Origin of the sequence: Bacillus sp. B1(2022) (assembly GCF_040259625.1) — a bacterium.
Taxonomy (GTDB): domain Bacteria; phylum Bacillota; class Bacilli; order Bacillales; family Bacillaceae; genus Bacillus; species Bacillus velezensis.
In genome coordinates, this window is the sequence record NZ_JANIFO010000006.1 from 26845 (window position 1) to 51443 (window position 24599).

A 24599-nucleotide genomic window follows, 5' to 3' on the forward strand; every position below is an offset into this window, starting at 1 on the left:
TTTTTTAAAAAACCCGGCGCACCGGCCGGGTTATTTCTTCGAAACTGTATAGACGGTCCCTTTGACCTTTTTCTTAATAACGGCAATGATAAGCAGCAAAACGGGGAACAGCACTTGAAACGGAAGATGAATATAGATCGGCACAATGTTTAAGCCTTCATTCATGTGTTCCGAAAAATTGCTTGCGATGCTGATGGAGAGAATCAGCACCCCTAATCCGACCGGGAAGGCCAGCTGGGACGGATTTTTTTCTTTAAACAGCGTGGACACGCCCACGACAACCGCATATGTAAAAAGGCTGACTTTGAAAAAACCGCCGATGACGAGCACGAGCATGAAAAAGACATCCAGCCGGTCTAAAAACTCTTCCACTTTAATTGTCTGTATGGTGCTCAGCAGCGGAAATTGAGAGCGGAGCATTAAGTTGACGTCCAGCACACAAATATTAATCGCCACTGACATTGCCAAAAACAGCCCGCTGATGATAATCGCCAGAAATCCGGTTTTCTTCACCTTTTTCCGATCTTTTAAATAAGGGAAAATCATGACAAACACGATTAATTCACCGAACGGGATGAACATCGTCTGTTTAAACACGGAATAAATGACCGTTCCTGCACCCTCCGCTAAAACGGGCTGGAGAAATCTGAGGTTTATCGTGCCTGAGCTGATAATGAGGATCAGCCCGACGGCTGTCAGGAAATACATAATGCCAAACAGCAGCTCGCCGGCTCTCGCTATCACTTCAATTCCCTTTCTGACCGCAAATATTGCGGCGATCATCAGCATGGCATTCACAATTAAAAGCGGCGTGTCCTGGTAGGCGAAGGTGACAAGCATTTCGCCAAAATCCCGCAATACGCGGGCGGCGATATAAGCAAAATAGAGAATATAAAGAAGGGAGACCGCCCAGCTCAGATGTCTGCCGATCAGTTCGTTCATGTAATCTCTCGGAGAAGACTCAGGAAAAAATTGATACAGCGCCTGATAAACGTAGAAAAGTCCGAGACCGATAACGCACCCGAGAAGCACGGACAGCCACGCATCCCGCCCGGCCATCGTGCCCGGCGGGATCAATAACGAACTGCCCAATTCAAACAAAATGATCATAATAAACAGCTGACGCGTGCCGATTTTCGCATTTTCCATACGCTTCGCTCCTTTCTCCTCAAATCAATCATGCTCAAGCTTGTCTGAGAGAGGATTATTCCGCAAGCCCGTTCTTCTGATAATGACTTCCGTTTTGACATCTACGGGGAGATTGGGGAAATATTCTTCATCCCACTTCCCTTCGAACTTTTTCCATTTGTCCGGATGCTTCCGATAGATCAGGTCTCCGAAGCCGACGAAGTCATTCTTATGGGCTTTTATATCTTCAATCGATTTGGTGATATCTTTCTCAAGCTGCACACTGAGCGCCTTTTGCATCGTCATCAGCACTTGCGGATCAGACAGATGGAAAGGGTATCTGACAGCGTCCACCAGCCCTTCGACCTGAGCATGCACGTGAATATGCGGTTTTCCGTTCGGAAAAGTGGCCGTCACCTTTGTATTCTGGCGGGTGACCTGCAGACTGATTGCATGCTTCACATTCTTCCAATCCGCATTGATGAACGTATGCTTGATCCTATTGAGCAGCCATACAGCCCCCACACTGTCGTCATCCTCAATCCAGTAATCCAGCCTCCCATCCTTTTTGAACACCGCCAGTCCGTCCGCTGACAGCACTGCTTTCGGTTCAGTTGTCTGCGTATTTTCCATCGTAGGACCGGCTTTATCGTCTCCGTGCATTTCATAACCCGGAATAAACGGCGACCCGGTCGGAGAAGCGAGATCAATCAGAACGTCCTGAAGGTTGGTTTTAATGACTCTGCCGTATTGTTCCTGCGTGAAGCTGAGCGTCTTGTTCACTTTATTGGAAGGGATTTTATCAATCGGCGTCAGCACTTTAATAATGTCTTCAGCCTTGCAATTATGCGCGATCACAACGGTTGCGGTCGTCCTGAATTCGGTGTCGCGGTCAAGATTGTCCAGAATAAAACTGAGCCCTTCCTCTTTCGCCAGTTTTTCACTGAACACCACGAGATTCGTATGCGCAAAATAGAGCCTTCTGGACACTTTCATCGAGCCTTTTCTCAAAGCTTCCGTCATATTGTCTCCGGACACCGAATAGACGGAAACCGGAGGCCGGTCTCCCGCTCCGCCGCCCTGCAGACCGCCGGCCACGTTTCCCGGATTGATAATTTGCAAGTGAAGGACGTATTTTCCCGTTTCGGTCCGGTCAATACCGATGGCGGAGATCACCGCTAGATCGGTCAGCTCCCTTTTATCCCAGCATCCGGATACAAACATAAGGGAAACCATCATACAAAGGATAAGCATCCATTTACGTCTTTTCATTACCGTCGCCCTCTTCTACATCTTTATTAACCATTCCTCTGGATGTCTCCGGTTTCGGTCTTTGATGTTCCCCTTGGCGCCTGTTGTTTTCCTGCACGAGCAGTCCCGGCCTTTTTTCATCCGCCCATAACGGAGCTCGGAGAAGGGAATCCTTCAGCCCGCCCGGGGTTAAAGGAGCGAGCGGGGACATATACGGAAATCCGAATGAACGCAGGCCGCACAGATGGACAAACATCATGATAATGCCCAGAATCAGCCCGTAAAATCCCATGACCGCCGCCGACAGAATAAAGAGAAACCGGATCAGCCGCGCAGATATCGCCATGTCAAAAGCCGGGGTCGCAAAGCTGGCAATCGCCGTCAGGGCGACGACGATAACCATGGCTGGGGAAACAATGCCGGCCTGTACGGCGGCCTGGCCGATGACAAGCGCTCCGACTATGGAAACAGCGGAGCCGACAACTCTCGGAAGCCGGACACCCGCCTCCCTGAGAATCTCAAAGGCCACTTCCATCGTCAGCGCTTCAATCACGGCCGGGAACGGCACCGTCTCCCGCTGAGCCGCGATGACAATCAGCAGCTGCGTCGGAATCATTTCCTGGTGAAAGGTCGTCGCCGCCACATAAATCCCCGGCGCCACCAGTGAAATGAAGAAAATCAAAACCCGCAGCACCCTGATGCTAGTGGCGATATCAAATCGTGAATAATAATCCTCAACAGATTGAAAAAATTGAATAAATAAGGCCGGCGCGATGAGAACGAACGGCGTTCCGTCCACGATAATCGCAAATCGTCCTTCCAGCAGATTCCCCGCCACAACGTCCGGCCGCTCCGTATGATATACGGTGGGGAACACAGAAAACGGCGCGTCTTCAATGAGCTGTTCAATGTAGCCGGATTCCAGAATGCTGTCGATGTCAATGTGCTTCAGCCGCTTGCGGACTTCCTTAATCAGCTTTTTATCGCAAATTCCGTTAATATACATCAGCGCGACATCCGTATTCGTTTCGTGTCCGATCTCCATTTTTTCAACCCATACATCAGGCGTTTTTACATACCTGCGGATCATGGAAATATTGGTTTGCAGAGATTCAGTGAATCCCTGCCGCGGGCCGCGGAAAGAGACCTGAGTGCTCGGCTCTTGAATGGACCGGTGCTCTCCCCCTTCCGTGCTGGCGATCAGCGCCTTGTCAGCCCCGTCGACAAAAATGAGCGTGCTGCCCGCCACCAGCCCGGCATAAAGACTTTTCCATTTTTCTGCCTCTTTCACCCCGCCGATCGCAAGCGTTTTATCGTATATCAGGCAGACCGCTTGTTCCGGCTGAACGGACGGGATGTCGATTAAATCCTCCAGAAGGGATTGGCTGACGAGCTGTTCGTCTACCAAACCGGCGATATACACAATTGCGGCCGGAAGCTCTTCTTTTCCGATTTTAAGCCGGCGGATGACGACATCGGCACTGTTGCCGAACCTCTCAGACAGCTTCTTCATATTTTGCTTTAAGCTGAGGGAGATCGGCTCATCCCGCTCTTTGTCCGGCTGGCTGTCCGCTTCTTTTCTGCCTTCATTGTCACGGTCGTTTTGATCGGCTTTTTTTTGTTTCTTCTGCTTAAAAAATGGCGGCATATCGCAAAAAACCTTTCCTCGTTTTTTTTCATATTCTTCCTGTACGGCAAAAGATTATGCACGGCGGAAAGTCTGTATAAGTTCTGCGTAATCGAAAAGGATAAAAAGGGAGAGTGATGCGCATGAAAATATTGGGGGTTTCATTTTTTTTGCTGGCTGCCTGTCTGATCATTTCAGTAACGATAGATATGCTGCAAGGTTTCAGTTTCTATGGAGCGGTCCAAAACAACCTGTCCGCTTTTAAATTGACCACCTTCTCAGAATGGCTGATGCTGTTTTTATTCGCCCTCTTTTTAATCAGAGAAATGATCGTTTTATATAAATCAGGTAAAAAAGATGCCTGACAGGCGCACGGCTGTATTGTGTCAAAAAAGAACACATCCCTCCTTCTTTCGGAGTTCATGTGTTCTTTTTATTTTTCCGGCGGGACCGTTTTCAGATGACGATATTTCCGCTGTCCGTATCTGTCGCGTGTTTCACAATGACGCCTCTGATAATGCGGTTGCCGATGATTTTAGTACTTGCGGAGGAATTGGTTTGGATGGCGGAAGCAGAAGCGGCGGAAAGGTTGTTGATGGTATTGCCCGACACGAGGGAATTGGAGGTTCCGTTCAGATAGATGCCGATCGGGCTGCCCGCCGTTCGGTTGATCGTGAGCGTATTGTCTATGACTTCATGCGTGCCTGAATTCAGATACACGGTAACGATAAGCGGTGATGATTCAAAGCGGTTGCTGATGACAGAGGTTCCCGAGGATGTTGAACTGAAAATGGGATAGTTTTTGTAGCTTTTGAAGAGATTTCCCTTGATGACAGCCCTGGCGTCATTTGTCACAGATACGGCATAGGACTCCGCGGCGCCCTGATACGCATTCGGAATCAGCGTATTTCCTTCAATAACGGCATTTCCGCCTGTGACCCATATGCCCCGGCTGAACGATTTCAGCACATTTTGTTTTACGGTGATATTGCCGGCCGACATGCTGATTCCGTCCGTTACCTGATTCAGAGTATTATTCATAAAGACGGCGTTTTCCGACAGCGTCGCCTGCATCCCCGTGCTTCGTCTCGTTTCGGAACGTCCGTTTTCAATGACATTGCCGTCAACGGTCACATCTTCTGCCTGATAGACGGAAATGCCCGTATTTTCAAATTGACTGATTTTGTTATGGGTGACGAGGACGCTTTTTCCCCTTACATCTATTCCGGTGGAAAAACCGGTAATCAGATTGTTGGAAATGACGGCATTGCTGCTGTCCTGTCCTTGTGACACACCTTGTCCGGCGACTGCGGTCCTTGAGCCGCCGTCTGACCGAAAGAAGACATTCCCCGAAATGACGGTATGTGCCCCATACCCGTAGCTGATTGTGTTATCGGAATGATTTCCTTCAATTAACACATGATATCCGTTAAAGTTGGTGACTGAGCTTGCGGCGTTTCCGGAAAAGAAGTTGTTGCGGACCGTAATATGAAGAGCTTCTTCATAATCAATATCGCCTTCTCCGTACGATTCAATATCGATTCCGAATTTCGGAGCCGTTCCGTTCCCTTGCCCGGCGTCTTCAATCACGCATTCTTCCACCGTAACGGTATTGCAGCCGGTGATTGAAATGTTGTTTCGCCTTGACTGCCTGATCTCACAGCGGCGGATGGTCACCTGTTCTGAAGTTTCGTAATCACTGTTTGTTTTTAACCCGAGCGGGCTGACAATAATGCCGTCTCCCGTAAAATCCGAAATCTTCACATTTTCGATCAGCACATTGCTGCTGCCTTCAATACAGATTCCAAACCCCCATTCATGGGTCGAACGCAAAGGGACATTGGTATACGTGTGTTCATCCCGTTCGCCGATGATCCGGCCGCCGGTGATGGTGACATTTTCCCGCCTGCCTATATAGAAAGCCGAGTAGCCCCAGGAGCTGTTCGGCGCCACTTTAATCGTGCATTCCGGATCTAAAACGATGGTGAGATGGCTCGGCACGTTAATCCCGGCGTTCCGAAACGGCTGGCTGCTGTCCCCGCCAAGCGTGCCGTTGATTTTATAGGTTCCCGGCGGAAAAAACACCGTATGACAGCCTTCGCTGACGGCCTTGGCCAAGCATTGGTTGATAGCGCCCGTCACATCGGTTTTTCCGTCTGCCGCCACACCGCAATCCGTAATATCCAATATACGATTCGGCAAGTGATAATCTCCTCCTTCCTCTCTTATTGTCATCTTATTCCGCCATATCCCGCTCCGCCTGTACATACTTTAAATTTTATTAAAAAAGTTTATAAAGATAGTTTAGTCAGATAATATAACAAAATAAGTCATTGGAATTAGGAAAATTCGTCTATATTCAACGTTTTAATATCTTTTCATTCTGGAATTTTTTGAATTCAGTATAAATTATATTGACACAAGTATTATATAAGAATATGATTTTTGTAATACACTTTTTTAAGAAAGGGTTGGCTCAGGTGGCATCTATTGATAAGGACTCTATAACAGAAACTGTGCCGCAACGAGGCTTTTTCGGTCATCCCCGCGGCTTGTTCACACTGTTTTTCACCGAATTTTGGGAGCGTTTCTCCTACTATGGTATGAGAGCCATATTGCTTTACTATTTATACACGGAAGTCGCTCATGGCGGTCTCGGCTTTGATAAAACGACCGCAGTTGCCATCATGTCCATATACGGGTCTCTCGTATACATGTCGAGCGTCATCGGCGGATGGCTGGCCGACCGGGTATTCGGCACGGCAAACACCGTATTTTACGGCGGAATTTTAATTATGTTCGGGCACATCGCTCTTGCCTTCCCTGGCAGCACGGCGGCGTTTTTTACCAGCATGGCTCTGATCATTATCGGAACCGGCCTGCTTAAACCAAACGTATCCAGCGTTGTCGGAGATTTATATACGAAGGAAGACGAGCGCCGCGACTCAGGTTTCAGCATCTTTTACATGGGGATCAACCTCGGCGGATTGCTTGCGCCGCTAATTGTCGGAACACTCGGACAGAAGTACAACTACCACTTAGGCTTCGGATGCGCCGCGGCCGGTATGTTCCTCGGACTGATTGTTTTCGCTCTTACGAGAAAGAAATACCTCGGCAAAGCAGGCTCCAATGTACCGAATCCGATTTCTAAATCATCAGTGATCGGCACGGGAATCGGAGTGGTCATCGCAGCAGCCGTTATCATCGTTCTGATTCAAACCGGCTGGCTGACGATCCAGCGTGTGATTGATACCGTCAGTATCCTCGGCATTGTCATTCCGGTTATTTACTTTATCGTGATGTTCACGAGCAAAAAAGCGACGAAAACGGAAAAATCACGGCTTGCGGCTTATGTTCCGCTGTTTGTTGCAGCGGCAATGTTCTGGGCGATTCAGGAGCAGGGCGCGACGATTCTTGCTTTATATGCGGATCAGCGCACGAGACTTTCCTTTGCGGGCATGCATCTTGAGTCTTCATGGTTCCAGTCTCTGAACCCATTATTCATCGTTATTTTCGCGCCGGTGTTCGCCTGGATCTGGATGAAGCTCGGCAAACGCCAGCCTTCAACACCGATTAAATTCGCGATCGGCATTATCCTTGCCGGATTATCATTTTTAGTCATGGTGCTTCCGGTTATGGGCGGGAGCGGCGAGCTTGTGAGCCCGCTTTGGCTTGTGCTCAGCTTCCTTTTGGTTGTGCTTGGTGAGCTTTGCCTTTCACCGGTCGGTTTATCCGTCACAACAAAACTTGCGCCTGCCGCTTTCTCAGCGCAGACGATGAGCATGTGGTTTTTAACAAACGCCTGCGGTCAAGCCCTGAACGCAAAAGTAGTCGGTTTGTTTGATAAGATTTCTGAAGCGGCCTACTTCGGCTCAATCGGTCTTGTTTCGATCATTCTCGGTATTATTTTGATTCTTCTGTCTCCCGTCATTAAACGGGCGATGAAAGGCGTACAATAACAGATAAAGAAAAGCCTGCGGAATCGTCCGCAGGCTTTTTTGATGCGTCTATCGTTTTAACTCCTCAAGTGTTTCTCTCCATCTCTTCAAGACATCTTCCGGTTCGTGGAGCTGGATGGCCGGTCCGGATGTCAGATCCGCGTATTTCGCCCGATCTTCCTTGACGGTGATCACGCGGCAGCTGAACCGTTCCCGCTCGTGTTTCGCCTCTTTCAGCGGCGGAAGCGCCTCACATTCCAATGTGACGTAATATGCGGCTCCTCCGTGCCAGGCGATGAAAAGAGCTTGTCCCGAATGCAGAAGGCTTCTTACGGTCGTCGTGTTTTTCCATAAGGCGAGCCGGAGATTTGTTCTGCTCACGGCCACGATTTCACCGGCGCTGATCATGGCCGCGTGCGGACGGCCTTCTTTTGTCACGGATTGGAGCACAAATGCGTCGTGCTGCTTTTTTTCAAGCTCCGTCCCGTCTAAAAGCGTGTAAAGCGTCTCCGGCAAGTGCTCCGTCAGCATTACGCTTTTCTTTCCGGAACAGCGGGAACATGTGCGGCCGTCTCCGTTTCTTTCGGATCAATTTTAAATGCCGGGTTGAATGCCGCCGGATTCGTGATGCTTTCCGGTTCACAGGATCTCCATGTGAAAAAGCAGGTTTGGCATTGGTAAATTTCCCAGGCGCCTTTGACCGGCGATTGGCTGACGGTTTCTCCTTTTTTCGATTCACAGCGCGGGCATGTTTTCATTGCAACCTCATCCTTTCTTATTGATTCATTAAGTCCATCAGTTTTTGTTCCCATTCTTTCGTTGTCAGCGGAGAATCAAGCGGCTGAGAATAATGGCCTCTTGTTTCCGGCGCGGCGGGCGTTGTGGCGTCAAGAATCATTTTGTGTGTCATCCCTGCCGGATCAGACCCCGGGTCAAGCGGAAGGACGGACAGGTCAGGAATGATGACTGCATCGTGTTTCGGATGCATTTTCGTTGAGAGCGCCCACATGACTTGCGGCAGGTTAAACGGATCGACATCCTCATCCACGACAATGACCATTTTGCAGTAGCCGAGTCCGTGCGGCGTGGTCAGGGCGCGCATGCCGACCGCCTTGGCAAATCCGCCGTAGCGCGTTTTCGTTGAAATGATGGCGATCAGGCCGTGCGTATACATCGCGTTCACGGCGACAATTTCGTTCGGATAAGCTTCCTTGAGCTGCTGGTAAAGCGGCACGCACGTATTAATGCCGATCATATAATCGCACTCCGTCCACGGCATGCCTAAGTATAAATGTTCAAAAATCGGATTGTTTCTATGATATACCCGTTTGATTTTGATCACCGGCATGCTGCGGCCGCCTGAATAATGGCCCGTGAACTCACCGAAAGGTCCTTCGTATTCCCGTTCTCCCGCAAGGATCTCTCCTTCCAGAACGACTTCAGCGCCCCAAGGGATGTCTAAATCAGACAATTTAGATTTGACGATTCTGTAGGGCTCCCCTTGAATCGCGCCGGCCATTTCATACTCGGATTGATCGTATAACAGCGGAGTTGACGCAGCTGTCGTAATCACCGGCTCACAGCCGAGCGCGATCGTAACGGGAAGATTCACGCCGCGTTCTTCAGCTTGGCGAAGATGAATCGCAATATCATGCTGAGGCACGGGCTGAATGCCGAGGCGGTCTTTTCCCTTTACCTGCATTCTGTAAATGCCGACATTCTGCTTGCCGAAATTGTCCGGATCTTCAAGATCGCGGGAAATGACACACGCTTTATCCAAATAGTAGCCGCCGTCCCCCTGGTTGATTCTGAATAGCGGAAGGATGTCAAATAGATTGATATCTTCCGTTATTTCATTTTCATGAAACGGCGCGGTTTCTTCCCGTTTGACCGGCACCGGAAATGCATCGTACCGTTTGGCGAACTCAAAGAATTGTTCTTTAACAGGCGTATCTTTCGGCATGCCGAGCATCATCGCGTGATTCGGCCACGAGCCGATGACATTCAGAGCCACCTGCGCATGGTGATGTCCGTAAATATTGTTAAATAAAAGCGCAGGGGTTTTATCCCCGAGATTGCTGGCTGCACGCGCGGCGGCACCCAGATCCGGCTCCGGTTTCACCTCTTCGTTGACTGTTAAGAGCTGCCCTTCTTTTTCAAGAGCGGCGAGAAATTCCCTAAAATCCTGATAGGCCATTATCAGATTCCTCCTTTTTGTTTTTCAATTCCGTACCACCGTTTCGCTTCCGGCAGACGGATGCCGAACTGATCGAGCGTCCGGAACACAATATGGTCTATCAATTCATCCATGTCAGCCGGCTTGTTATAAAATGCCGGCATCGGCGGAAGAATGACGGAACCCATTTTTGTAAGCGCTAGCATATTTTCTAAATGAATTTGGCTGAGCGGCGTTTCTCTTGTCAGCAGCACAAGTTTTTTCCGCTCCTTCAGGATGACGTCAGCCGCCCTTGTCAGCAGATTGTCAGCCATTCCGGTGCGGATGCTTGCCAGTGATTTCATGCTGCACGGAGCGATGATCATCCCGTCCGTTTCAAACGAGCCGCTTGAAATCGCCGCCGCCTGGTCTTTGTGAGAATACGTATAGGATGCGAGTTTCTCGACATCTTTTAACGTATAATCGGTTTCATGTGTAATGGTGACATTTGCCCAAGGAGACACGACAAGATGGGTTTCGATTTCCGCGGCTTTTAAATATTCTAAAAGCCTGATCCCGAATATGGCTCCCGTTGCCCCGGTCATTCCGATGACGAGCTTCATATCGACCCCTCCTTTACGCTTGAAATGTGGTGTCAAAACCATCATACTCCTGATATATCCATATGAAAAATATTCGTTAAATCTATGTATCATACCTTAAAGGTATAAAAGAAAGGAGCGCGTTCTCATGGATATCCGGCAATTGCGTTATTTCATCACCATTGCCCAAGAGCAAAAAATCACGACGGCCGCCAAAAAGCTTCATATGGCACAGCCGCCTTTAAGCAGACAGCTGAAACAGCTCGAAGAAGAATTGGGCGTCATTCTGTTTGACCGCAATAAAAAGAAACACATGACCCTTACATATGAAGGAAATGTCTTTTTGAAAAGAGCGAAAGAGATTCTTCATAAGTTTGAGGATGCCATTATCGAGGTACAAGAGCTGAAGGAGGAGGTGGCCGGGACACTTGCCGTCGGGTCAACCATTTACTGCGCCGCGCTCATGCTTGAGAAAGTGTCACAGATGAAAGAGCGGTTTCCGCATCTCACCTTTAACATTTGGGAAGATGAGCCCGTCTCACTGCTCGAGCTGCTGGAAACCCGGCAGATTGACGCCGCCGTCACCACCACCTTGATTAAAAACGACGGCATTGAATCGAAGGAGCTTGAAGACATTCCGTGTGTATTGGTGCTGTCCGAGCATTCAAAACGACTGTGCGGTGAAACGATTAAACTGAATGACATCGCCTCTTTGCCTTTGATCCTTTTGCGCACCGTCAATGGAAGAGGTGTGTATGACCAAGTCCTCCAAGTTTGTGAACAGTACGGTCTCGACCTTCAGGTTGTCTGTGAATGCCATGACTCCGCGACGCTCTTGAGCCTCGTATCATCAGGGTTCGGCGCCACAATTCTGCCTTTGACGATGATTCCCGTCCATATGCGTTCGCATGTCAAAACGGTTATCATCGAAGACAACCCGTTTGTCATGACACCGGCCGTCATCTGGAGAAAAGACAGCTATCTGCCGAAGCCGGTCAGACAGTTTTTGGCATTATTTTGATCCGGAACACGAAGAATTCCCGCTTATGAAAACCAATTACTTGACTCATACTAAAAAAAAGTTATCCTTTACAATTGGGAGCTATTTTTTCTCAATAAAACTACTCAGAAAAGTGGGGAATAAAGAAGATGAAAAAAGCATTATTCGCTTTGTTCATGATGGTCAGCATCGCAATGCTTGCAGCCTGCGGAAACTCACAGGACAGCGGATCTAAGTCAAAAGACGGCGATCTTTGGGCTTCTGTCAAGAAAAAAGGCGTACTGACCGTCGGCACAGAAGGAACGTACGAACCGTTTACCTTCCATGATAAAAAGAGTGACAAACTGACCGGGTATGATGTTGAAGTGATTCAAGAAGTCGCGAAACGCCTCGGTCTGAAAGCTGACTTCAAAGAAACGCAATGGGACAGCATGTTTGCCGGATTAAACGCGAAACGGTTTGACGTCGTTGCCAACCAAGTCGGCAAAACAGGCCGTGAGAACCAATATGATTTTTCGGATAAATACACAACGTCAAATGCAGTCGTCGTGACGAAAAAAGACAGCACGATTGCGAAAGAGGCTGATGTCAAAGGAAAAACAGCGGCTCAGTCATTAACAAGCAATTACAATAAATTAGCGAAAGAAGCCGGCGCGAAAATTGAAGGCGTTGAAGGCATGGCGCAATCCCTTCAGCTCATTCAGCAGGGCCGCGCTGATCTGACTTACAACGATAAGCTTGCCGTACTGAACTACTTAAAAACGTCCGGCAATAAAAACGTGAAAATCGCGTTTGAAGCAGGCCAGCCGCAGCAGACGTATTTCGCATTCCGAAAAGGAAGCGGCGAACTTGTGACTCACGTCAACAAAGCGTTAAAAGAAATGAAAGAGGACGGGACTCTTTCTAAAATAGCGAAAAAATGGTTCGGCGAAGATGTTTCTAAGTAACATGCCGGAACCCGTGATTGCAACAGCCATTCCTTGGGATCTGGTGCAGCAGTCATTCTGGCCGATTCTTTCCGGGGGAATCTATTATTCGATTCCCCTTACCATTCTTTCCTTTATTTTCGGAATGATCATCGCGCTGATTACGGCGCTCGCCAGAATGTCAAATATGAAACCATTGAGATGGGTGTTCAGCGTATACGTATCAGCGGTGCGCGGCACTCCTCTTCTCGTTCAATTGTTCATCATTTTTTATCTGTTCCCGACATTTAATATTACGCTGGACCCTTTCCCAAGCGCAGTCATCGCGTTTTCGTTAAACGTGGGTGCCTACGCTTCAGAAATCATCCGGGCATCTATTTCATCCGTGCCGAAAGGGCAATGGGAAGCCGGTTATACGATCGGCATGACCTATCGCAAGACATTGTTCCGCGTGATCCTGCCGCAAGCGTTTCGCGTGTCCATTCCGCCATTATCAAATACATTTATCAGCCTGATCAAGGATACATCTCTCGCGTCACAGATTCTCGTCGCGGAGCTGTTCAGAAAAGCGCAGGAAATCGGCGCGCAAAACCTTGATCAAATCTTGGTCATCTATATTGAAGCCGCCTTTATTTATTGGATCATCTGCTTCTTGCTGTCAATCGTACAGCACGTGATCGAACGGCGTCTCGACCGTTATGTGGCCAAATAAGGAGGTTTCGATATGCTTTCCGTCAAAGGATTAAATAAATCATTCGGACAGAATGAAATTTTAAAAAAGATAGATATGGAGATAGAAAAAGGGAAAGTCATCGCCGTTCTGGGACCGTCCGGTTCAGGAAAAACGACGCTTCTGCGCTGTCTGAACGCGCTTGAGATCCCCAATCGCGGCGAGCTGGCATTCTCCGATTTTTCAATAGATTTCTCCAAAAAAGTGAAGCAGGCTGATATTCTTCGCCTCCGCCGCAAATCAGGCATGGTCTTTCAGGCGTATCATCTGTTTCCTCACCGCACGGCGCTTGAAAACGTCATGGAAGGACCCATTCAAGTGCAAAAGCGCGACAAGGAGCAAGTCAGAAAAGAAGCGATGGAGCTTCTGGAAAAAGTCGGACTCAAAGACAAAATGGATTTATATCCGTTCCAGCTTTCCGGCGGTCAGCAGCAGCGTGTCGGCATCGCCCGCGCGCTTGCGATTCAGCCCGAGCTGATGCTGTTTGACGAACCGACGTCAGCGCTTGATCCGGAGCTGGTCGGCGAGGTGCTCAAAGTGATTAAGGATTTGGCGAACGAGGGCTGGACGATGGTCGTCGTCACCCATGAAATCAAATTCGCGCAGGAAGTGGCCGATGAAGTCATCTTCATTGACGGCGGCGTCATTGTGGAACAAGGACCGCCGGAGCAAATTTTCTCCGCGCCGAAAGAAGAACGCACGCAGCGGTTTTTAAATCGTATACTGAATCCTTTGTAGGAGCGGGAGAAGAAGCGAAACACTGATTTCGCTTCTTCTTTTTTTTGGCGGTTATGCTACAATGACAATTAATGAAATTTTATGAAAGAAGGGACCTCTTTGAAGCGGGAATTCTTGATGCGCTGGACGTTTTATTTTGCCGGTCTGTTAATTTTGTCTTTCGGGGTATCGTTAACCATTAAAGGAAAAGCTCTCGGCATCAGCCCTTGGGATGCCTTTCATTATGGGCTTTTTCAGCATTTCGGACTTTCTGTCGGCCAATGGTCCATCGTGGTCGGCGCGGTCATCGTGGCTTTAACCTGCCTGTTCACAAGGACACTCCCGAAAATCGGCGCTATCTTAAACATGGTGCTGATGGGAATGTTTATTGATTTCTTTTCGTTTCTGCTTCCTGAGACGCACGCTTTTTCCTTAGCGGCCGTGTGTTTTTCTATCGGATTGCTGCTGATCGGCTGCGGTGTCGGTATTTACGTATCAGCAGGGCTTGGCGCGGGCCCCCGGGACTCTCTGATGATGCTGATATCTGAAAAAACAGGCTGGAACGTGCAATGGGTGCGGAACGGCATTGAGCTGACGATTCTTGCCGCAGCCTGGATGATGGGCGGACCGATCGGTGCCGGAACCATTATTACGGCTGTTTTGACGGGGCTGATTCTGCGTTTTTCTTTGCCGCAGTCCTCTAAACTGTTAACATACGCGATCTCCGGGCGTGCAACGTCCGTTCATTAAAAACAAAGCCGAAACGGTTTTGTTTTTTTATTTTCGGACAGCTTTCGCCTGATATGATAGGATGGTTTTGACAATATTTTCAGACGGAGGATCTGGACATGAAAATTTACGGAGTATATATGGACCGCCCGCTTTCTGCAGGGGAAGAGGATCGGATGATGGCGGCCGTGTCCGCCGAAAAGCGGGAAAAATGCCGGCGCTTTTACCATAAGGAGGATGCTCACCGCACCTTGATCGGCGACATGCTGATCCGCACCGCTGCGGCGAAGGCTTACGGACTTGATCCGGCCGGGATTTCATTCAGCGTTCAGGAATACGGAAAGCCGTACATCCCCGCGCTTCCGGACATGCACTTTAATATTTCCCACTCCGGTCGCTGGATCGTGTGCGCCGTTGATTCAAAACCGATCGGCATTGATATTGAAAAAATGAAGCCCGGCACGATTGATATCGCCAAACGGTTTTTTTCGCCGACGGAATACAGTGATCTGCAAGCGAAACACCCCGATCAGCAGACCGATTATTTTTACCACCTGTGGTCGATGAAAGAAAGCTTTATCAAACAGGCCGGAAAAGGGCTTTCCCTGCCGCTTGATTCATTCAGCGTCCGCCTCAAAGACGACGGCCATGTGTCCATTGAGCTCCCGGACGGACATGAACCTTGTTTCATCCGCACATATGATGCGGACGAGGAGTATAAGCTGGCCGTTTGTGCGGCGCATCCCGATTTTTGTGACGGGATTGAGATGAAAACGTATGAAGAGCTGTTATAAGCAATCCGTCAGCATTTTGATGCCTCGCGTGATATCCCCTGTCTTGACGTTGGACACGTTGAGTTTGATGATATTTTCTTTCGGAAAATCCGATAGGTAATGGCTGTCAATCGGCTCCACCAGCACGCCTTGCGCTTTCAGACGCTGCACAACTCTTGAAGCGGAAAGGCTTTTCTCCAGCACGAGATGGGTATGGATCGACGTTTGCTTTACAGAAAAACCGTCGTACTCCTGCAGCGCGTTTTGGAGCAGCTCGGAACGTGCTCTGTAAGAGGCCCGGATTTTTTCTTTATGCCTTTTGAACATGCCGCTTTTGATATACACTTCAAGGGCCGCTTGGGATATCATCGAACAGTCGATATCGCTCAGCTTTTTATACGTATGGAAAACCGGGGCCAGCGAATCCGGGAGCACAGCCGCTCCAACACGCAGCCCCGGAAAAATCATTTTCGAAAAGCTTTTCAAATAAATCACGCGGGAAGACAGATCGTAGGCGTACAGCGGGTCTGCCTTCTGATTGTCCTCTAAATCTCCTAGGAAATCATCCTCAACCAAATAAACGTCATACGCCTCCGCTAATCGGACAAGCTCTCGTTTTTGCCATTCTGTCAGAGAGCTGCCGAGCGGATTATGAAATCGGGGCATCGTGTAAAAAAACTTAATTTCCTCCGTCTGAAACAGCCGCTCGACTTCCGCCATATCAAGCCCCTCAGCCGTCCGTTTAATGCCGCAGGCGGGAAGGCGCAGCGCTTCAAGCTGCTCCACCATCAGATGATAGCCCGGCTGTTCGATTAAAATCTTCTTTTTTCCGTTCGGAAACGGCATCAGAGACAGCAGGGATAACGCCTGCTGCACACCCGAGGTGATAAAAATGTTCCGCTCTTTTGCAAATACCTGATAATCGGATAACAGCGTCTGAAGCACCCGGATTAAAGACGGAAGCCCCTGCGGCGTGCCGTAAATGAACAAATCATTTTTATACATATCAATGGCTTTGTTGATGCAATGCTGAAAGTCGCGGTACGGAAAAATATCAGGGTCCGGCGCCGAGGCTGCAAAATCAATGATACCTGTTTGTTCTCGCTCCTGCTTTTTGTCATTTTTAATAAGATAGTAGCCGCTTTTCGGCACGGCATAAATAATGTGCCGTTTTTCAAGCTCCTGAAGCGCACGGATGACGGTGCTTTTACTGACGTGAAAACGCTCGGCCAGCTGCCTGATAGAAGGCAGCCGCGCCCCTTCCTGAAAAGTGCCGCCTTCAATGAGACTCTCCACTTCTATCATCACGTTCATATACTTTTCCATGCTGAACCTCCATCTGTACCGGTACAGTTTATCATTATTCTCATTGTACTGCTTCTTCCCTTCCCATACAATAAAAGGGAGCGGCCGGCGCTCGATCTCATTAAAGGAGTTCGTAAAGATGATTAATCAAAACCGTTTGGCTGCTGCTTACCTCGCTGCCATTTTAAATGCGCTGATTATCGGTTTTTCCTTTATATTTGTCAAGATTGCGCTTCAATCCGCCAATCCGTTTGATATATTGGCTCATCGGTTCACAGCGGCCTTCATCTGTGCAATGCTTCCTGTTTTATTCGGCTGGATCAAACTGTCCGTCAGCTGGAAGAATGTGCTGGCGATCTTGCCTTTGGCCCTTTTATATCCGGCTTTGTTTTTCAGTTTTCAGGCGTTCGGCCTTTTGTATTCTTCATCATCGGAAGCCGGTATCATTCAAGCCGCCATCCCGATTTTTACGATGCTGTTTTCGTCTTACTTTTTAAAGGAACGTCCGACATGGGCGCAAAAGGGATTCACATGCCTGTCAGTGGCCGGGGTGGTATTTATTTTCACAATGAAAGGGGTGTCCGCGGAATCGGCGAGTTTTAAAGGTGCTTTCCTGATCCTGTTGTCCGCGCTGTCCTCCGCCCTTTACAATACGGCAGCGAGACGCATGACCCAGCGTTTTTCATTGGGTGAGCTGACCTGGTGCATGTCTGCGATCGGCTTTGCTTCCTTCAACTGCATCGCTCTCTTCCGGCACGGAGCGGAAGGAACGATCGGGCAGTATTTTCTGCCCTTCCGCGATCCCGGTTTTATCGCAGCGATTCTGTATTTAGGCATTTTGTCTTCTCTCATTACATCATTGATGTCAAACTACGCGCTGTCCAAGATTGAAGCGTTTAAGATGAGCGCCTTTAACAATTTGTCCGTCATCGTGACGATGCTTGCGGGTGTCCTCGTTCTCCATGAGTCACTCCGCTGGTATCATATCGCCGGCGCCGTCTGTATCGTCATCGGAGTCTTGGGAAGCAATGCTTCAGGACGGAGGAAAAAAAGCATATTACGACATAGGGAAAAAATGAAAGGAAACGTAGACGGAATATGATCAACACACGAAATGAAAATATCTATCTCGCGGGCTGCTTAACATTTGCCGATGTAAGAAAACACTTTGCTTATCATCAAGGAAAATCCGCGGCTGTCTGTTTTTTGATTATGCTGCTGGCTTCTGCCATCTGTTTTGAATGAACGGCCCGGTTACAGGCGGCACATGGGGCGTCAGAGCTCTCCTGAATTTCCTTGCAGCTGTGATTCTCTCTTTGGCAGTCACGGTGATCGCAACGGCAATCTCATTCTTCCGTCTTTACAGAACATACAAAACGAATCAGCGGCTGAAATCTGCCAGAAGTATTACGATTCATCAGCTCGGAATCAGCCAAAAACAAAAAAACGCAAGCATTCTTTTTGAATGGGATGAACTGCTCTCGGCTAGGGAGCACAAAGATATGTTTCGATTACAAACATCGGGTTACGGAACACTTCTGCTGCCGAAACGACTTTTCTATTCGCAAAAAGATATCGCCGTTTTCAGGCAAATGCTCCGGGAAAATGTGAATGGGAAAGTAAATGTAACAGAATAAAAGACAAAAAGGAGGGTGTCCCCCTCCTTTTTTGTCAGCCTGATATTTCCGCCTGTTTCTGCAGCTGCTTTGCTTCTTGATAAATTTCTTCGAACAGATCCGCGATGTGTTCTTCTTCAACACATGAAAATGCGATTCGCAAATCGGTTTCATTAATGGATATCGTCCCGATTCCTCTCTTTTCAAGCAACGATACTCTCAATTCGCCGGCGTTTATGTCTTTCAGCCGGACACACATGAAATAACCCGAGTTAAACGGATAAGGCGTCCATACGTCTTCATAGTGCTTGTTTTCTGCAAGAACGGCTTTCACTTTGTCAGCCCGTTTTTTCATGATGTTATATTTCAGCGATTTTTCTTTCTCGTATTCCGGTGACTGCATCGCCCGCAGCATAAACGTTTGGGACGGGTGCGGGGCGCTTGAAATCGTTCCCCTGATAATTCCTTTTGTTTTTTCCTCGAGCACGCGCAGCGCTTTTTCGCTTTTTGTGCTGTACGTAATAAAACCGACGCGGAAGCCCCACGCGTAATTTTCCTTCGTCGCGCCGTCTATTTTCACGCAAAGCACCCGGTCGTGCACTTGGGCGAGTTTGCTGAAGATGGATTCCTGAATGGCCGTTTCATCGTAAAACAGATTGTAATACGCATCGTCTACGAGCACGACAATCTCTTTGCCGGCCTCCGCCGCCTCCAGGATCACGCTGACGATTTCTGCCGCTTCCTCTTCTCCCGGCGTGTAGCCTGTCGGATTATTCGGGAAATTCAGCACGACAATCGCCTTTTCTTCCTGCTTTTTCAGCAGCTCGGACAGCCCCGCCGCATTAAAACGCCCATCCTGCTGAAAAAGCGGGTACGTCTCAATGGATGCCTTGCGCCGGACACCGAAAATGAAATTGTAATTTCCCCAATATTTATCAGGCAGAAGCAGCGTATCCCCTTCATTGACGAACAAGTCGGCGGCGATGCTCAGCCCGTGTGTTAAAGCGTTTGTCACGATCGGCGTGCTGATGTCTTTGCCGGCTAATGAAGGATTTTCGAGACGCATTTTTTTCAGCCATTCCTGTCTGAGCGGCTCTTTTCCCTGCGGCGGAGCATAATCGTAGATATCATCGGGGTTATAGGCGGACAGTGTCTCTTGAATATGGGAAAAGTGCATGGACTCGCCCTGTGAGGTGGCGATTCCGATCGTGGCATTATACTTTCCGGCCTTGGCTTTCGCTTCCGCCGATTGTGTCAGCACCCCTTTCGGATAAAACAACTCTCTGCCCAAATCAGAAAGCATATGAAGCACGTGCGGGTTTTCTTCAGATAATGTTCTGTTCAGCTCTTTTGCTGCATCATTCATGTACGACAATCCCTTCAAAATTATATTCCATCAAATCATAACATAAAATTTTTGATAAATGAGAAAACTCGCGGGCAGATTTTGTTACAAAAAACAGACAGCGAATGCTGTCTGTCATATCCTATAACAATTGGCCTGCAGTGCTCCTGTTAATAATCTCATAGATTCGTTCCGCCACTTTTTCAGTTTCACTTAATATGAACATGTGGCCGTCCGAAAACTCATGAAATACGGGATTGTCGGCCCATTTTTTCCATCCGTCCGCATCTTTGATACATTTTTTATCCTTCCGCCCGTTAAAAATATGGACGGGTGATTGAATGATGTGAGAATCAGACGGACGGAAGCTTTCAAGCGCGCGGTAGTCGGATCTGAAAGAAGGCAGGAAAAATGACATGACCTCCTTATTCTCCACTAACTCCTGCGGCATTCCGCCAAGCTCGATAATATGGGCGAGAAATTTTTCATCATCAAGATGAGACACTTTTTTCCTTTCCACATGCGGCGGCTGAATGGCTGAGATGATCACGGCCTGCGGGTAAATGCCCTCCCGCTCCAGCTTTTGCGCCAGCCTGAAAGCGACCATGCCTCCCATACTATGGCCGAACAGCACAAACGGGCGGTCGGGATGGAGATTCAACTCCTGCTTGTATAAACTGACAAGCTGTTCAAAATCCTCAACGGCGGACATTTGATTTGTTCCGTGTCCCGGCGGTTCCGCGGCAAGCATCTCACACTCACCTTGAAGGTAGGTGTGGAGCGGGCGGAATGATGCGGAATAGCCTCCTGCGAACGGAAAACAGATGAGCTGCGTTTTTTCTGTGGTATCGAACGATTTAAAGAGCTGGACCATTGGCGGGCTTCCTCCTTTTCTATCGTGAAGTTGTCAGCTTCAGATGTTCCTTCTTTAGGAATTCGAGCAAATATGCCGCATTCCTTTCGAGACATTCCCCCTGAAGCATTTCTGCGTGCGTGCCGCAGCCTTTTTTCACACGGTATTCACCTGTCGTGGCTTCCTCCCACGAAGCGAGCCACGGCGGCATCGCAAAGTCCGGTTCTGACGTTAAAAGATCTATATCCGCATTGACCGTGCCGGTGCTGACGGTATGCACAAAATAAGAATAAAACGCGTTTGTTTTTTTGGCGAGACCTTCTTTGACAGCTTCGTCATTCAGCGCTTCATTGTCCCGGTTTACCTTCATCAGCGCCTGGACATCACTTTCTACGGTGCGGCCTTCCAAGTCGCTGACGCCTTGTTTTTTATAGGAATCAACCATGATCAGCCGCTCCACTTTACGGCCCCCTGCTTCAAGGCGTTTGGCCGTTTCAAAGGCGAGCGTGCAGCCTGCCGAGTATCCGAACAGCTTGACCGGTCCTTCCGGCTGGAGCTGATTGATCAGCTCTGTGTAGCGTTCGATGCGGTTGTCTTCCTCAATAAAATCAAACGCACAGATTTTATAGCCGGACAGCTGTTTTGCCAGCGGCTGGTACATCAGCCCGTAACCGAGAACCGGCGGGAACGCAAACAGTGTGTCAGACTGATTTTTATTCATGATGGTGAGATCTTTCATTCCTTTTTCTTCACCGTGAAGCAGATAACCGGCAATGTCTGCAATTGTCGTCGCTTCGAATAACAGCTGCACCGGAATGTCCGTACCGAGCTCTTTTTTAATGCGCGACGCTGCCGTCATCGCTTTTAAGGAATGGCCTCCGAGCGCGAAGAAATCATCATGAATCCCGATCTGCTGTCTGCCGAGGATGTCGGACCAGATGTGTGCAATCGTTTCTTCCGTCGCGTTTCGAGGCCCGATCCATTCTTTGGCCGCCTGAGCCTGATCCGGTTTCGGCAGCTGCCGTTTATTGACCTTCCCGTTTGTCGTTAAAGGAAGCTCCTCTAAGAAAGTAAAGGTTTGCGGCACCATGTAAGCAGGAAGCTGTTTTTTCAGGTGCCTCTTTACGTCTTCAGCTGAAAGCGGCGTCCGGTTCACGAGGTAGGCGTTGATTGATGCATCTCCAGACTCATGGCAGTCTGCAACAACGACCGCATCTCTCACGCCCGGGTATTCCTGCAGCTGCTTTTCGATTTCTTCAAGCTCAATCCGGTGTCCGCGTATTTTGACCTGATCGTCAATACGCCCGGCGTATTCAATTGTTCCATCCGGCAGCCAGCGTGCTAAATCCCCTGTGCGGTAAAGCATTTCTCCCGGCTTGAACGGATTTGGGATAAACGTTTGCTTCGTCAGGTCATGACGGTTCAGATACCCTTTTGATACACCCATTCCGCTGATGCACAGTTCACCGACAGCTCCAAACGGCTGAAGCTGATTTTGCCCGTTAAGAATATAAACGCTGGCATTGCTGATCGGCTTTCCGATCGGCAATGAGGAAAGGGAATCCGGTATATCATGCACGACGTGAGCTGTCGCAAACACCGTGCCCTCAGTCGGCCCGTAGCAATTAATCAGCTTGCCGGGCCCCATGATCTCAAGCGCCTTTCTGACGTGAGGCACTGACGCGCGCTCACCCCCGAATAACACACAGCGAAGCCCCTTCAGCCACTCCTCTCCCGCATCGGTGAGAAGATTAAAAAGTGCGGTTGTCGCAAACATGACATTGACATTCTCCTGCCGGATCAGATCAGTGAGCCGTTCTGTATCAAGCAGTGTATGTTCATCTGCGATAATGAGCCGTGCCGCATTTAATATTGAAGCATAGAAATCAAAGGTAAATGCATCAAAGGCGTAATTCGAAACAGATAAGAACGTATCTTTTTCAGAAAATGCCATGTAGTCTACATGCTTGACCAATCCTTGAATATTGGCATGAGTCGTGATATTGCCCTTCGGCTTTCCGGTTGTGCCGGACGTATACATAATATATGCCGGATCATCGGGATCAATTGCGGCTGCAGGATCGCTTGCCTGTTCCTCAAACCGTGCTTGATCATCGATGATGAGTGTTGTTCCTGTATACGGCAGCTGAGCCGCTTTTTCTTTCATCTCCTGATGTGTCAGCAGACAGGCTGCCGCACTGTCAGCCAGCATGTACGAGATTCGGTCCTCCGGCAGCTTCGGATCAACCGGCAGATAAGCCGCTCCCGCTTTTAATACGCCGAGAATGCCGATCACCAGCTCAAGCGAGCGCTTCGTGTATAACGCGACAACGGTGTCCTTACCCGCACCTTGCTTTTGCAAACGGCGCGCAAGACGGTTCGCTTCCTCATCTAATTCACGATAGGAAAGAGTCTGGCCGGAATACGTAAGCGCCGGTGCATCTGGATTTACATTCACCGCTTCCTTGAACCAATCTGTCAGAGGCTTCGCCTGATGAGTCTGAGCCGGCGGGTTTAAGCCGGTAAGCAGAAGCTCTCTTTCCTTTTCGTCAACAAGTCTGATCGTATTGACAGGCTGATCCGGCTTCTGGATGAGCTGCTGGATCGCTGTGAGAAGCTGAGATTTTAAGCGCAGGATAAACGCCTCATCAAACACATTCCCGTTATAGGCAAGCTTAATCAGCATCTCATCACCTGGAGAAGCCATCAGGTTGAGATCATAATTCGATTTCTCAAAAACGTGTACATCCTCCATATCAAAGCCGTTTTCACTGTTCTCTTCATTTTTTGCATCCTGAAGCGGATAATTTTCAAACACAATGATGTGGTCAATCAGCTTTGGCTGATCGGCCTGGCTTTGAATATCATAGAGCGGCACATATTGATGCGGCTCAGACTGCAGCGATTGCTCCTGCAGCTGCTTGAGCAAGCCGTTAAATGTGGTATCCTCAGACAGCTTCACCCGCCTCGGAACAGCATTGATAAACAGCCCGACCATATGTTCAACGCCTTTGATTTCTGCGGGACGCCCGGAAACGACTGTGCCGAAGATCAAATCGCCGGACTGCTGGTAGCGGCTGATTAATACACTCCAAACCGCCTGAAGCGCCGTACTCAAAGTGGTATGCTGCGATTTTGCAAGCTCGGTAAATGCTTTTGTTTCCGCCTCCGGCAGTGAGAAGAGCAGCTCTTTCGGCTCATAGCCGTCCTTTTGTTTCTTTCTTTGCTCCGCAAATGTCGTTTGTCCTTCAAAATCTTCTAAGTACCCGCGCCAGTAATGCAGTGATGCTTGTTTATCCTGCTTTTCAAGCCACTTGATATAGTCTTTATACGGTTTGACCGGCGGCAGGCTGTACGGCTTTTGTTCACGCAGGGCATTGTATACCTTAAACAGATCCTGCACGACGATGCCGAAGCACCAGCCGTCCAAAATGATGTGGTGGTAGCTCCACACCCATTCAAAGCTATCTTCCGATTTTTTGAAAATGGCTGCCCGCATCGGAATATCCCGCGTCAAATCAAAGCCCTTGATCTTATCCTGTTCTTTGTATTCATTGATTTTGGCTGTTTGCTCGCTGTCCGTTACATGTGTCAGATCGATTTCTTCTATTTGAAACTGCCGTTTTTTCAATACGACTTGGACCGGCCTTTTTACTTTTTCGTGAATGAACACGGTACGAAATACATCGTACCGGTCCATGATCACATTCATGCTTTCTTCAAGGCTTTTGATATTCAAGCTGCCTTTTACTTTCATTGTCATTTGTTCGATGTAAAAACTTTGGCCGGGATTCAGGAGAGTATGAAACAGCATTCCCTCCTGCATCGGCGACAAATAATACATGTCCTGAACCTGATCTTTGCTGAATTGGCTCATCTGCTCCGCTCCCCCCTTCTGTTATCT

At 48.8% G+C, this 24599-nt stretch carries 22 protein-coding genes; 10 read left to right on the forward strand and 12 right to left on the reverse strand.

Annotated features, from left to right (window positions below; genetic code table 11):
- Window positions 1–30 precede the first annotated feature (30 nt).
- From NQS30_RS12095 to gerKA, 3 genes are read right to left on the reverse strand one after another with little or no spacing between them, the layout of a single operon-like run.
- Window positions 31–1149 (reverse strand): endospore germination permease GerKB, encoded by a 1119-nt coding sequence (locus NQS30_RS12095; RefSeq protein WP_014416891.1) that lies wholly within the window; start codon window positions 1147–1149, stop codon window positions 31–33.
- Between the two features lie 24 nt (window positions 1150–1173).
- Window positions 1174–2400, reverse strand: a complete 1227-nt coding sequence (locus NQS30_RS12100) for a Ger(x)C family spore germination protein (protein WP_218791484.1) — start codon at window positions 2398–2400, stop codon at window positions 1174–1176.
- Window positions 2387–4027, reverse strand: coding sequence for a spore germination protein GerKA (gene gerKA / locus NQS30_RS12105; RefSeq protein ID WP_039252803.1), 1641 nt, complete (start codon window positions 4025–4027; stop codon window positions 2387–2389). Before gerKA ends, NQS30_RS12100 begins: the two co-directional genes overlap by 14 nt.
- Before the next feature lie 122 nt (window positions 4028–4149).
- On the opposite strand from gerKA, the gene NQS30_RS12110 reads away from it, so the two are divergent.
- Window positions 4150–4371, forward strand: coding sequence for a YczF family membrane protein (locus NQS30_RS12110; protein WP_007410254.1), 222 nt, complete (start codon window positions 4150–4152; stop codon window positions 4369–4371).
- 91 nt (window positions 4372–4462) lie between these two features.
- Here the strand turns inward: NQS30_RS12110 and NQS30_RS12115 are convergent, their stop codons facing one another.
- Entirely contained in the window at window positions 4463–6208 is a 1746-nt protein-coding gene (locus NQS30_RS12115; RefSeq protein WP_124692597.1) for a right-handed parallel beta-helix repeat-containing protein, read from the reverse strand.
- Between the two features lie 278 nt (window positions 6209–6486).
- On the opposite strand from NQS30_RS12115, the gene NQS30_RS12120 reads away from it, so the two are divergent.
- On the forward strand, window positions 6487–7965 hold the full coding sequence (locus tag NQS30_RS12120) for a peptide MFS transporter (RefSeq protein WP_012116786.1): 1479 nt from the start codon (window positions 6487–6489) through the stop codon (window positions 7963–7965).
- Window positions 7966–8013: 48 nt separating this feature from the next.
- On the opposite strand, the gene NQS30_RS12125 is transcribed toward NQS30_RS12120, so the two are convergent.
- Genes NQS30_RS12125 through NQS30_RS12140 form a run of 4 tightly spaced genes read right to left on the reverse strand, consistent with a single transcriptional unit; the run spans window position 8014 to window position 10758 of the window.
- Window positions 8014–8475, reverse strand: a complete 462-nt coding sequence (locus NQS30_RS12125; RefSeq protein ID WP_076425718.1) for a hypothetical protein — start codon at window positions 8473–8475, stop codon at window positions 8014–8016.
- The gene (locus NQS30_RS12130) at window positions 8475–8702 is read right to left on the reverse strand and encodes a non-oxidative hydroxyarylic acid decarboxylases subunit D (RefSeq protein ID WP_007410250.1); all 228 of its coding nucleotides are present in this window, start codon (window positions 8700–8702) and stop codon (window positions 8475–8477) included. Before NQS30_RS12130 ends, NQS30_RS12125 begins: the two co-directional genes overlap by 1 nt.
- A 17-nt stretch (window positions 8703–8719) precedes the next feature.
- Window positions 8720–10141 (reverse strand): phenolic acid decarboxylase BsdC, encoded by a 1422-nt coding sequence (gene bsdC / locus NQS30_RS12135; protein ID WP_007410249.1) that lies wholly within the window; start codon window positions 10139–10141, stop codon window positions 8720–8722.
- 2 nt (window positions 10142–10143) lie between these two features.
- The gene (locus tag NQS30_RS12140; RefSeq protein WP_094032062.1) at window positions 10144–10758 is read right to left on the reverse strand and encodes a non-oxidative hydroxyarylic acid decarboxylases subunit B; all 615 of its coding nucleotides are present in this window, start codon (window positions 10756–10758) and stop codon (window positions 10144–10146) included.
- A gap of 91 nt (window positions 10759–10849) precedes the next feature.
- On the opposite strand from NQS30_RS12140, the gene NQS30_RS12145 reads away from it, so the two are divergent.
- The 6 genes from NQS30_RS12145 to NQS30_RS12170 all read left to right on the forward strand — a co-directional run bounded on the left by NQS30_RS12145 (window position 10850) and on the right by NQS30_RS12170 (window position 15597).
- Window positions 10850–11722: a LysR family transcriptional regulator gene (locus tag NQS30_RS12145; protein WP_025284216.1), complete on the forward strand. Its 873-nt coding sequence runs from the start codon at window positions 10850–10852 to the stop codon at window positions 11720–11722.
- 128 nt (window positions 11723–11850) lie between these two features.
- On the forward strand, window positions 11851–12648 hold the full coding sequence (gene tcyA / locus NQS30_RS12150; protein ID WP_020955311.1) for a cystine ABC transporter substrate-binding lipoprotein TcyA: 798 nt from the start codon (window positions 11851–11853) through the stop codon (window positions 12646–12648).
- Window positions 12635–13339 carry an amino acid ABC transporter permease gene (locus NQS30_RS12155; RefSeq protein WP_003156375.1) on the forward strand — a complete coding sequence of 235 codons (705 nt, stop codon included), beginning with the start codon at window positions 12635–12637 and terminating at the stop codon, window positions 13337–13339. The genes tcyA and NQS30_RS12155 overlap by 14 nt, the downstream gene beginning before the upstream one ends.
- Before the next feature lie 12 nt (window positions 13340–13351).
- Window positions 13352–14095, forward strand: coding sequence for a cystine ABC transporter ATP-binding protein TcyC (gene tcyC, locus NQS30_RS12160; protein WP_025284215.1), 744 nt, complete (start codon window positions 13352–13354; stop codon window positions 14093–14095).
- Between the two features lie 81 nt (window positions 14096–14176).
- On the forward strand, window positions 14177–14824 hold the full coding sequence (locus tag NQS30_RS12165) for a YczE/YyaS/YitT family protein (protein ID WP_007609337.1): 648 nt from the start codon (window positions 14177–14179) through the stop codon (window positions 14822–14824).
- A gap of 98 nt (window positions 14825–14922) precedes the next feature.
- Window positions 14923–15597, forward strand: a complete 675-nt coding sequence (locus tag NQS30_RS12170) for a 4'-phosphopantetheinyl transferase family protein (RefSeq protein WP_024084876.1) — start codon at window positions 14923–14925, stop codon at window positions 15595–15597.
- Here NQS30_RS12170 and NQS30_RS12175 read toward each other — a convergent pair.
- A complete protein-coding gene (locus NQS30_RS12175) occupies window positions 15592–16902 on the reverse strand; it encodes an aminotransferase-like domain-containing protein (RefSeq protein WP_007609335.1) in 1311 nt (436 codons plus the stop codon). The two genes, NQS30_RS12170 and NQS30_RS12175, sit on opposite strands and share 6 nt — an antisense overlap.
- A gap of 118 nt (window positions 16903–17020) precedes the next feature.
- Between NQS30_RS12175 and NQS30_RS12180 the strand changes: the two genes are divergently transcribed.
- Window positions 17021–17983, forward strand: a complete 963-nt coding sequence (locus NQS30_RS12180) for a DMT family transporter (protein WP_163113839.1) — start codon at window positions 17021–17023, stop codon at window positions 17981–17983.
- 139 nt (window positions 17984–18122) lie between these two features.
- On the forward strand, window positions 18123–18518 hold the full coding sequence (locus NQS30_RS12185) for a YcxB family protein (protein WP_015239136.1): 396 nt from the start codon (window positions 18123–18125) through the stop codon (window positions 18516–18518).
- A 34-nt stretch (window positions 18519–18552) separates the two neighbouring features.
- On the opposite strand, the gene NQS30_RS12190 is transcribed toward NQS30_RS12185, so the two are convergent.
- The 3 genes from NQS30_RS12190 to srfAC all read right to left on the reverse strand — a co-directional run bounded on the left by NQS30_RS12190 (window position 18553) and on the right by srfAC (window position 24572).
- Entirely contained in the window at window positions 18553–19863 is a 1311-nt protein-coding gene (locus NQS30_RS12190; protein WP_012116776.1) for an aminotransferase class I/II-fold pyridoxal phosphate-dependent enzyme, read from the reverse strand.
- Between the two features lie 121 nt (window positions 19864–19984).
- Window positions 19985–20716: a surfactin biosynthesis thioesterase SrfAD gene (srfAD, locus tag NQS30_RS12195; protein ID WP_012116775.1), complete on the reverse strand. Its 732-nt coding sequence runs from the start codon at window positions 20714–20716 to the stop codon at window positions 19985–19987.
- A gap of 19 nt (window positions 20717–20735) precedes the next feature.
- Window positions 20736–24572, reverse strand: a complete 3837-nt coding sequence (srfAC, locus tag NQS30_RS12200; RefSeq protein ID WP_032866972.1) for a surfactin non-ribosomal peptide synthetase SrfAC — start codon at window positions 24570–24572, stop codon at window positions 20736–20738.
- Window positions 24573–24599 lie beyond the last annotated feature (27 nt).

What these genes read in the sequence shown, in the direction of transcription:
- NQS30_RS12100 (WP_218791484.1), bottom strand. Translation starts at nt 2,400, where the DNA reads ATGAAAAGACGTAAATGGATGCTTATCCTTTGTATGATGGTTTCCCTT.
- NQS30_RS12180 (WP_163113839.1), top strand. Translation starts at nt 17,021, where the DNA reads ATGATTAATCAAAACCGTTTGGCTGCTGCTTACCTCGCTGCCATTTTA.
- NQS30_RS12170 (WP_024084876.1), top strand. Translation starts at nt 14,923, where the DNA reads ATGAAAATTTACGGAGTATATATGGACCGCCCGCTTTCTGCAGGGGAA.
- tcyA (WP_020955311.1), top strand. Translation starts at nt 11,851, where the DNA reads ATGAAAAAAGCATTATTCGCTTTGTTCATGATGGTCAGCATCGCAATG.
- NQS30_RS12130 (WP_007410250.1), bottom strand. Translation starts at nt 8,702, where the DNA reads ATGAAAACATGCCCGCGCTGTGAATCGAAAAAAGGAGAAACCGTCAGC.
- NQS30_RS12190 (WP_012116776.1), bottom strand. Translation starts at nt 19,863, where the DNA reads ATGAATGATGCAGCAAAAGAGCTGAACAGAACATTATCTGAAGAAAAC.
- NQS30_RS12155 (WP_003156375.1), top strand. Translation starts at nt 12,635, where the DNA reads ATGTTTCTAAGTAACATGCCGGAACCCGTGATTGCAACAGCCATTCCT.
- NQS30_RS12165 (WP_007609337.1), top strand. Translation starts at nt 14,177, where the DNA reads ATGAAAGAAGGGACCTCTTTGAAGCGGGAATTCTTGATGCGCTGGACG.
- NQS30_RS12110 (WP_007410254.1), top strand. Translation starts at nt 4,150, where the DNA reads ATGAAAATATTGGGGGTTTCATTTTTTTTGCTGGCTGCCTGTCTGATC.
- srfAD (WP_012116775.1), bottom strand. Translation starts at nt 20,716, where the DNA reads ATGGTCCAGCTCTTTAAATCGTTCGATACCACAGAAAAAACGCAGCTC.
- NQS30_RS12125 (WP_076425718.1), bottom strand. Translation starts at nt 8,475, where the DNA reads ATGCTGACGGAGCACTTGCCGGAGACGCTTTACACGCTTTTAGACGGG.
- srfAC (WP_032866972.1), bottom strand. Translation starts at nt 24,572, where the DNA reads ATGAGCCAATTCAGCAAAGATCAGGTTCAGGACATGTATTATTTGTCG.
- NQS30_RS12145 (WP_025284216.1), top strand. Translation starts at nt 10,850, where the DNA reads ATGGATATCCGGCAATTGCGTTATTTCATCACCATTGCCCAAGAGCAA.
- NQS30_RS12185 (WP_015239136.1), top strand. Translation starts at nt 18,123, where the DNA reads ATGAACGGCCCGGTTACAGGCGGCACATGGGGCGTCAGAGCTCTCCTG.
- NQS30_RS12095 (WP_014416891.1), bottom strand. Translation starts at nt 1,149, where the DNA reads ATGGAAAATGCGAAAATCGGCACGCGTCAGCTGTTTATTATGATCATT.
- tcyC (WP_025284215.1), top strand. Translation starts at nt 13,352, where the DNA reads ATGCTTTCCGTCAAAGGATTAAATAAATCATTCGGACAGAATGAAATT.
- NQS30_RS12175 (WP_007609335.1), bottom strand. Translation starts at nt 16,902, where the DNA reads ATGGAAAAGTATATGAACGTGATGATAGAAGTGGAGAGTCTCATTGAA.
- gerKA (WP_039252803.1), bottom strand. Translation starts at nt 4,027, where the DNA reads ATGCCGCCATTTTTTAAGCAGAAGAAACAAAAAAAAGCCGATCAAAAC.
- bsdC (WP_007410249.1), bottom strand. Translation starts at nt 10,141, where the DNA reads ATGGCCTATCAGGATTTTAGGGAATTTCTCGCCGCTCTTGAAAAAGAA.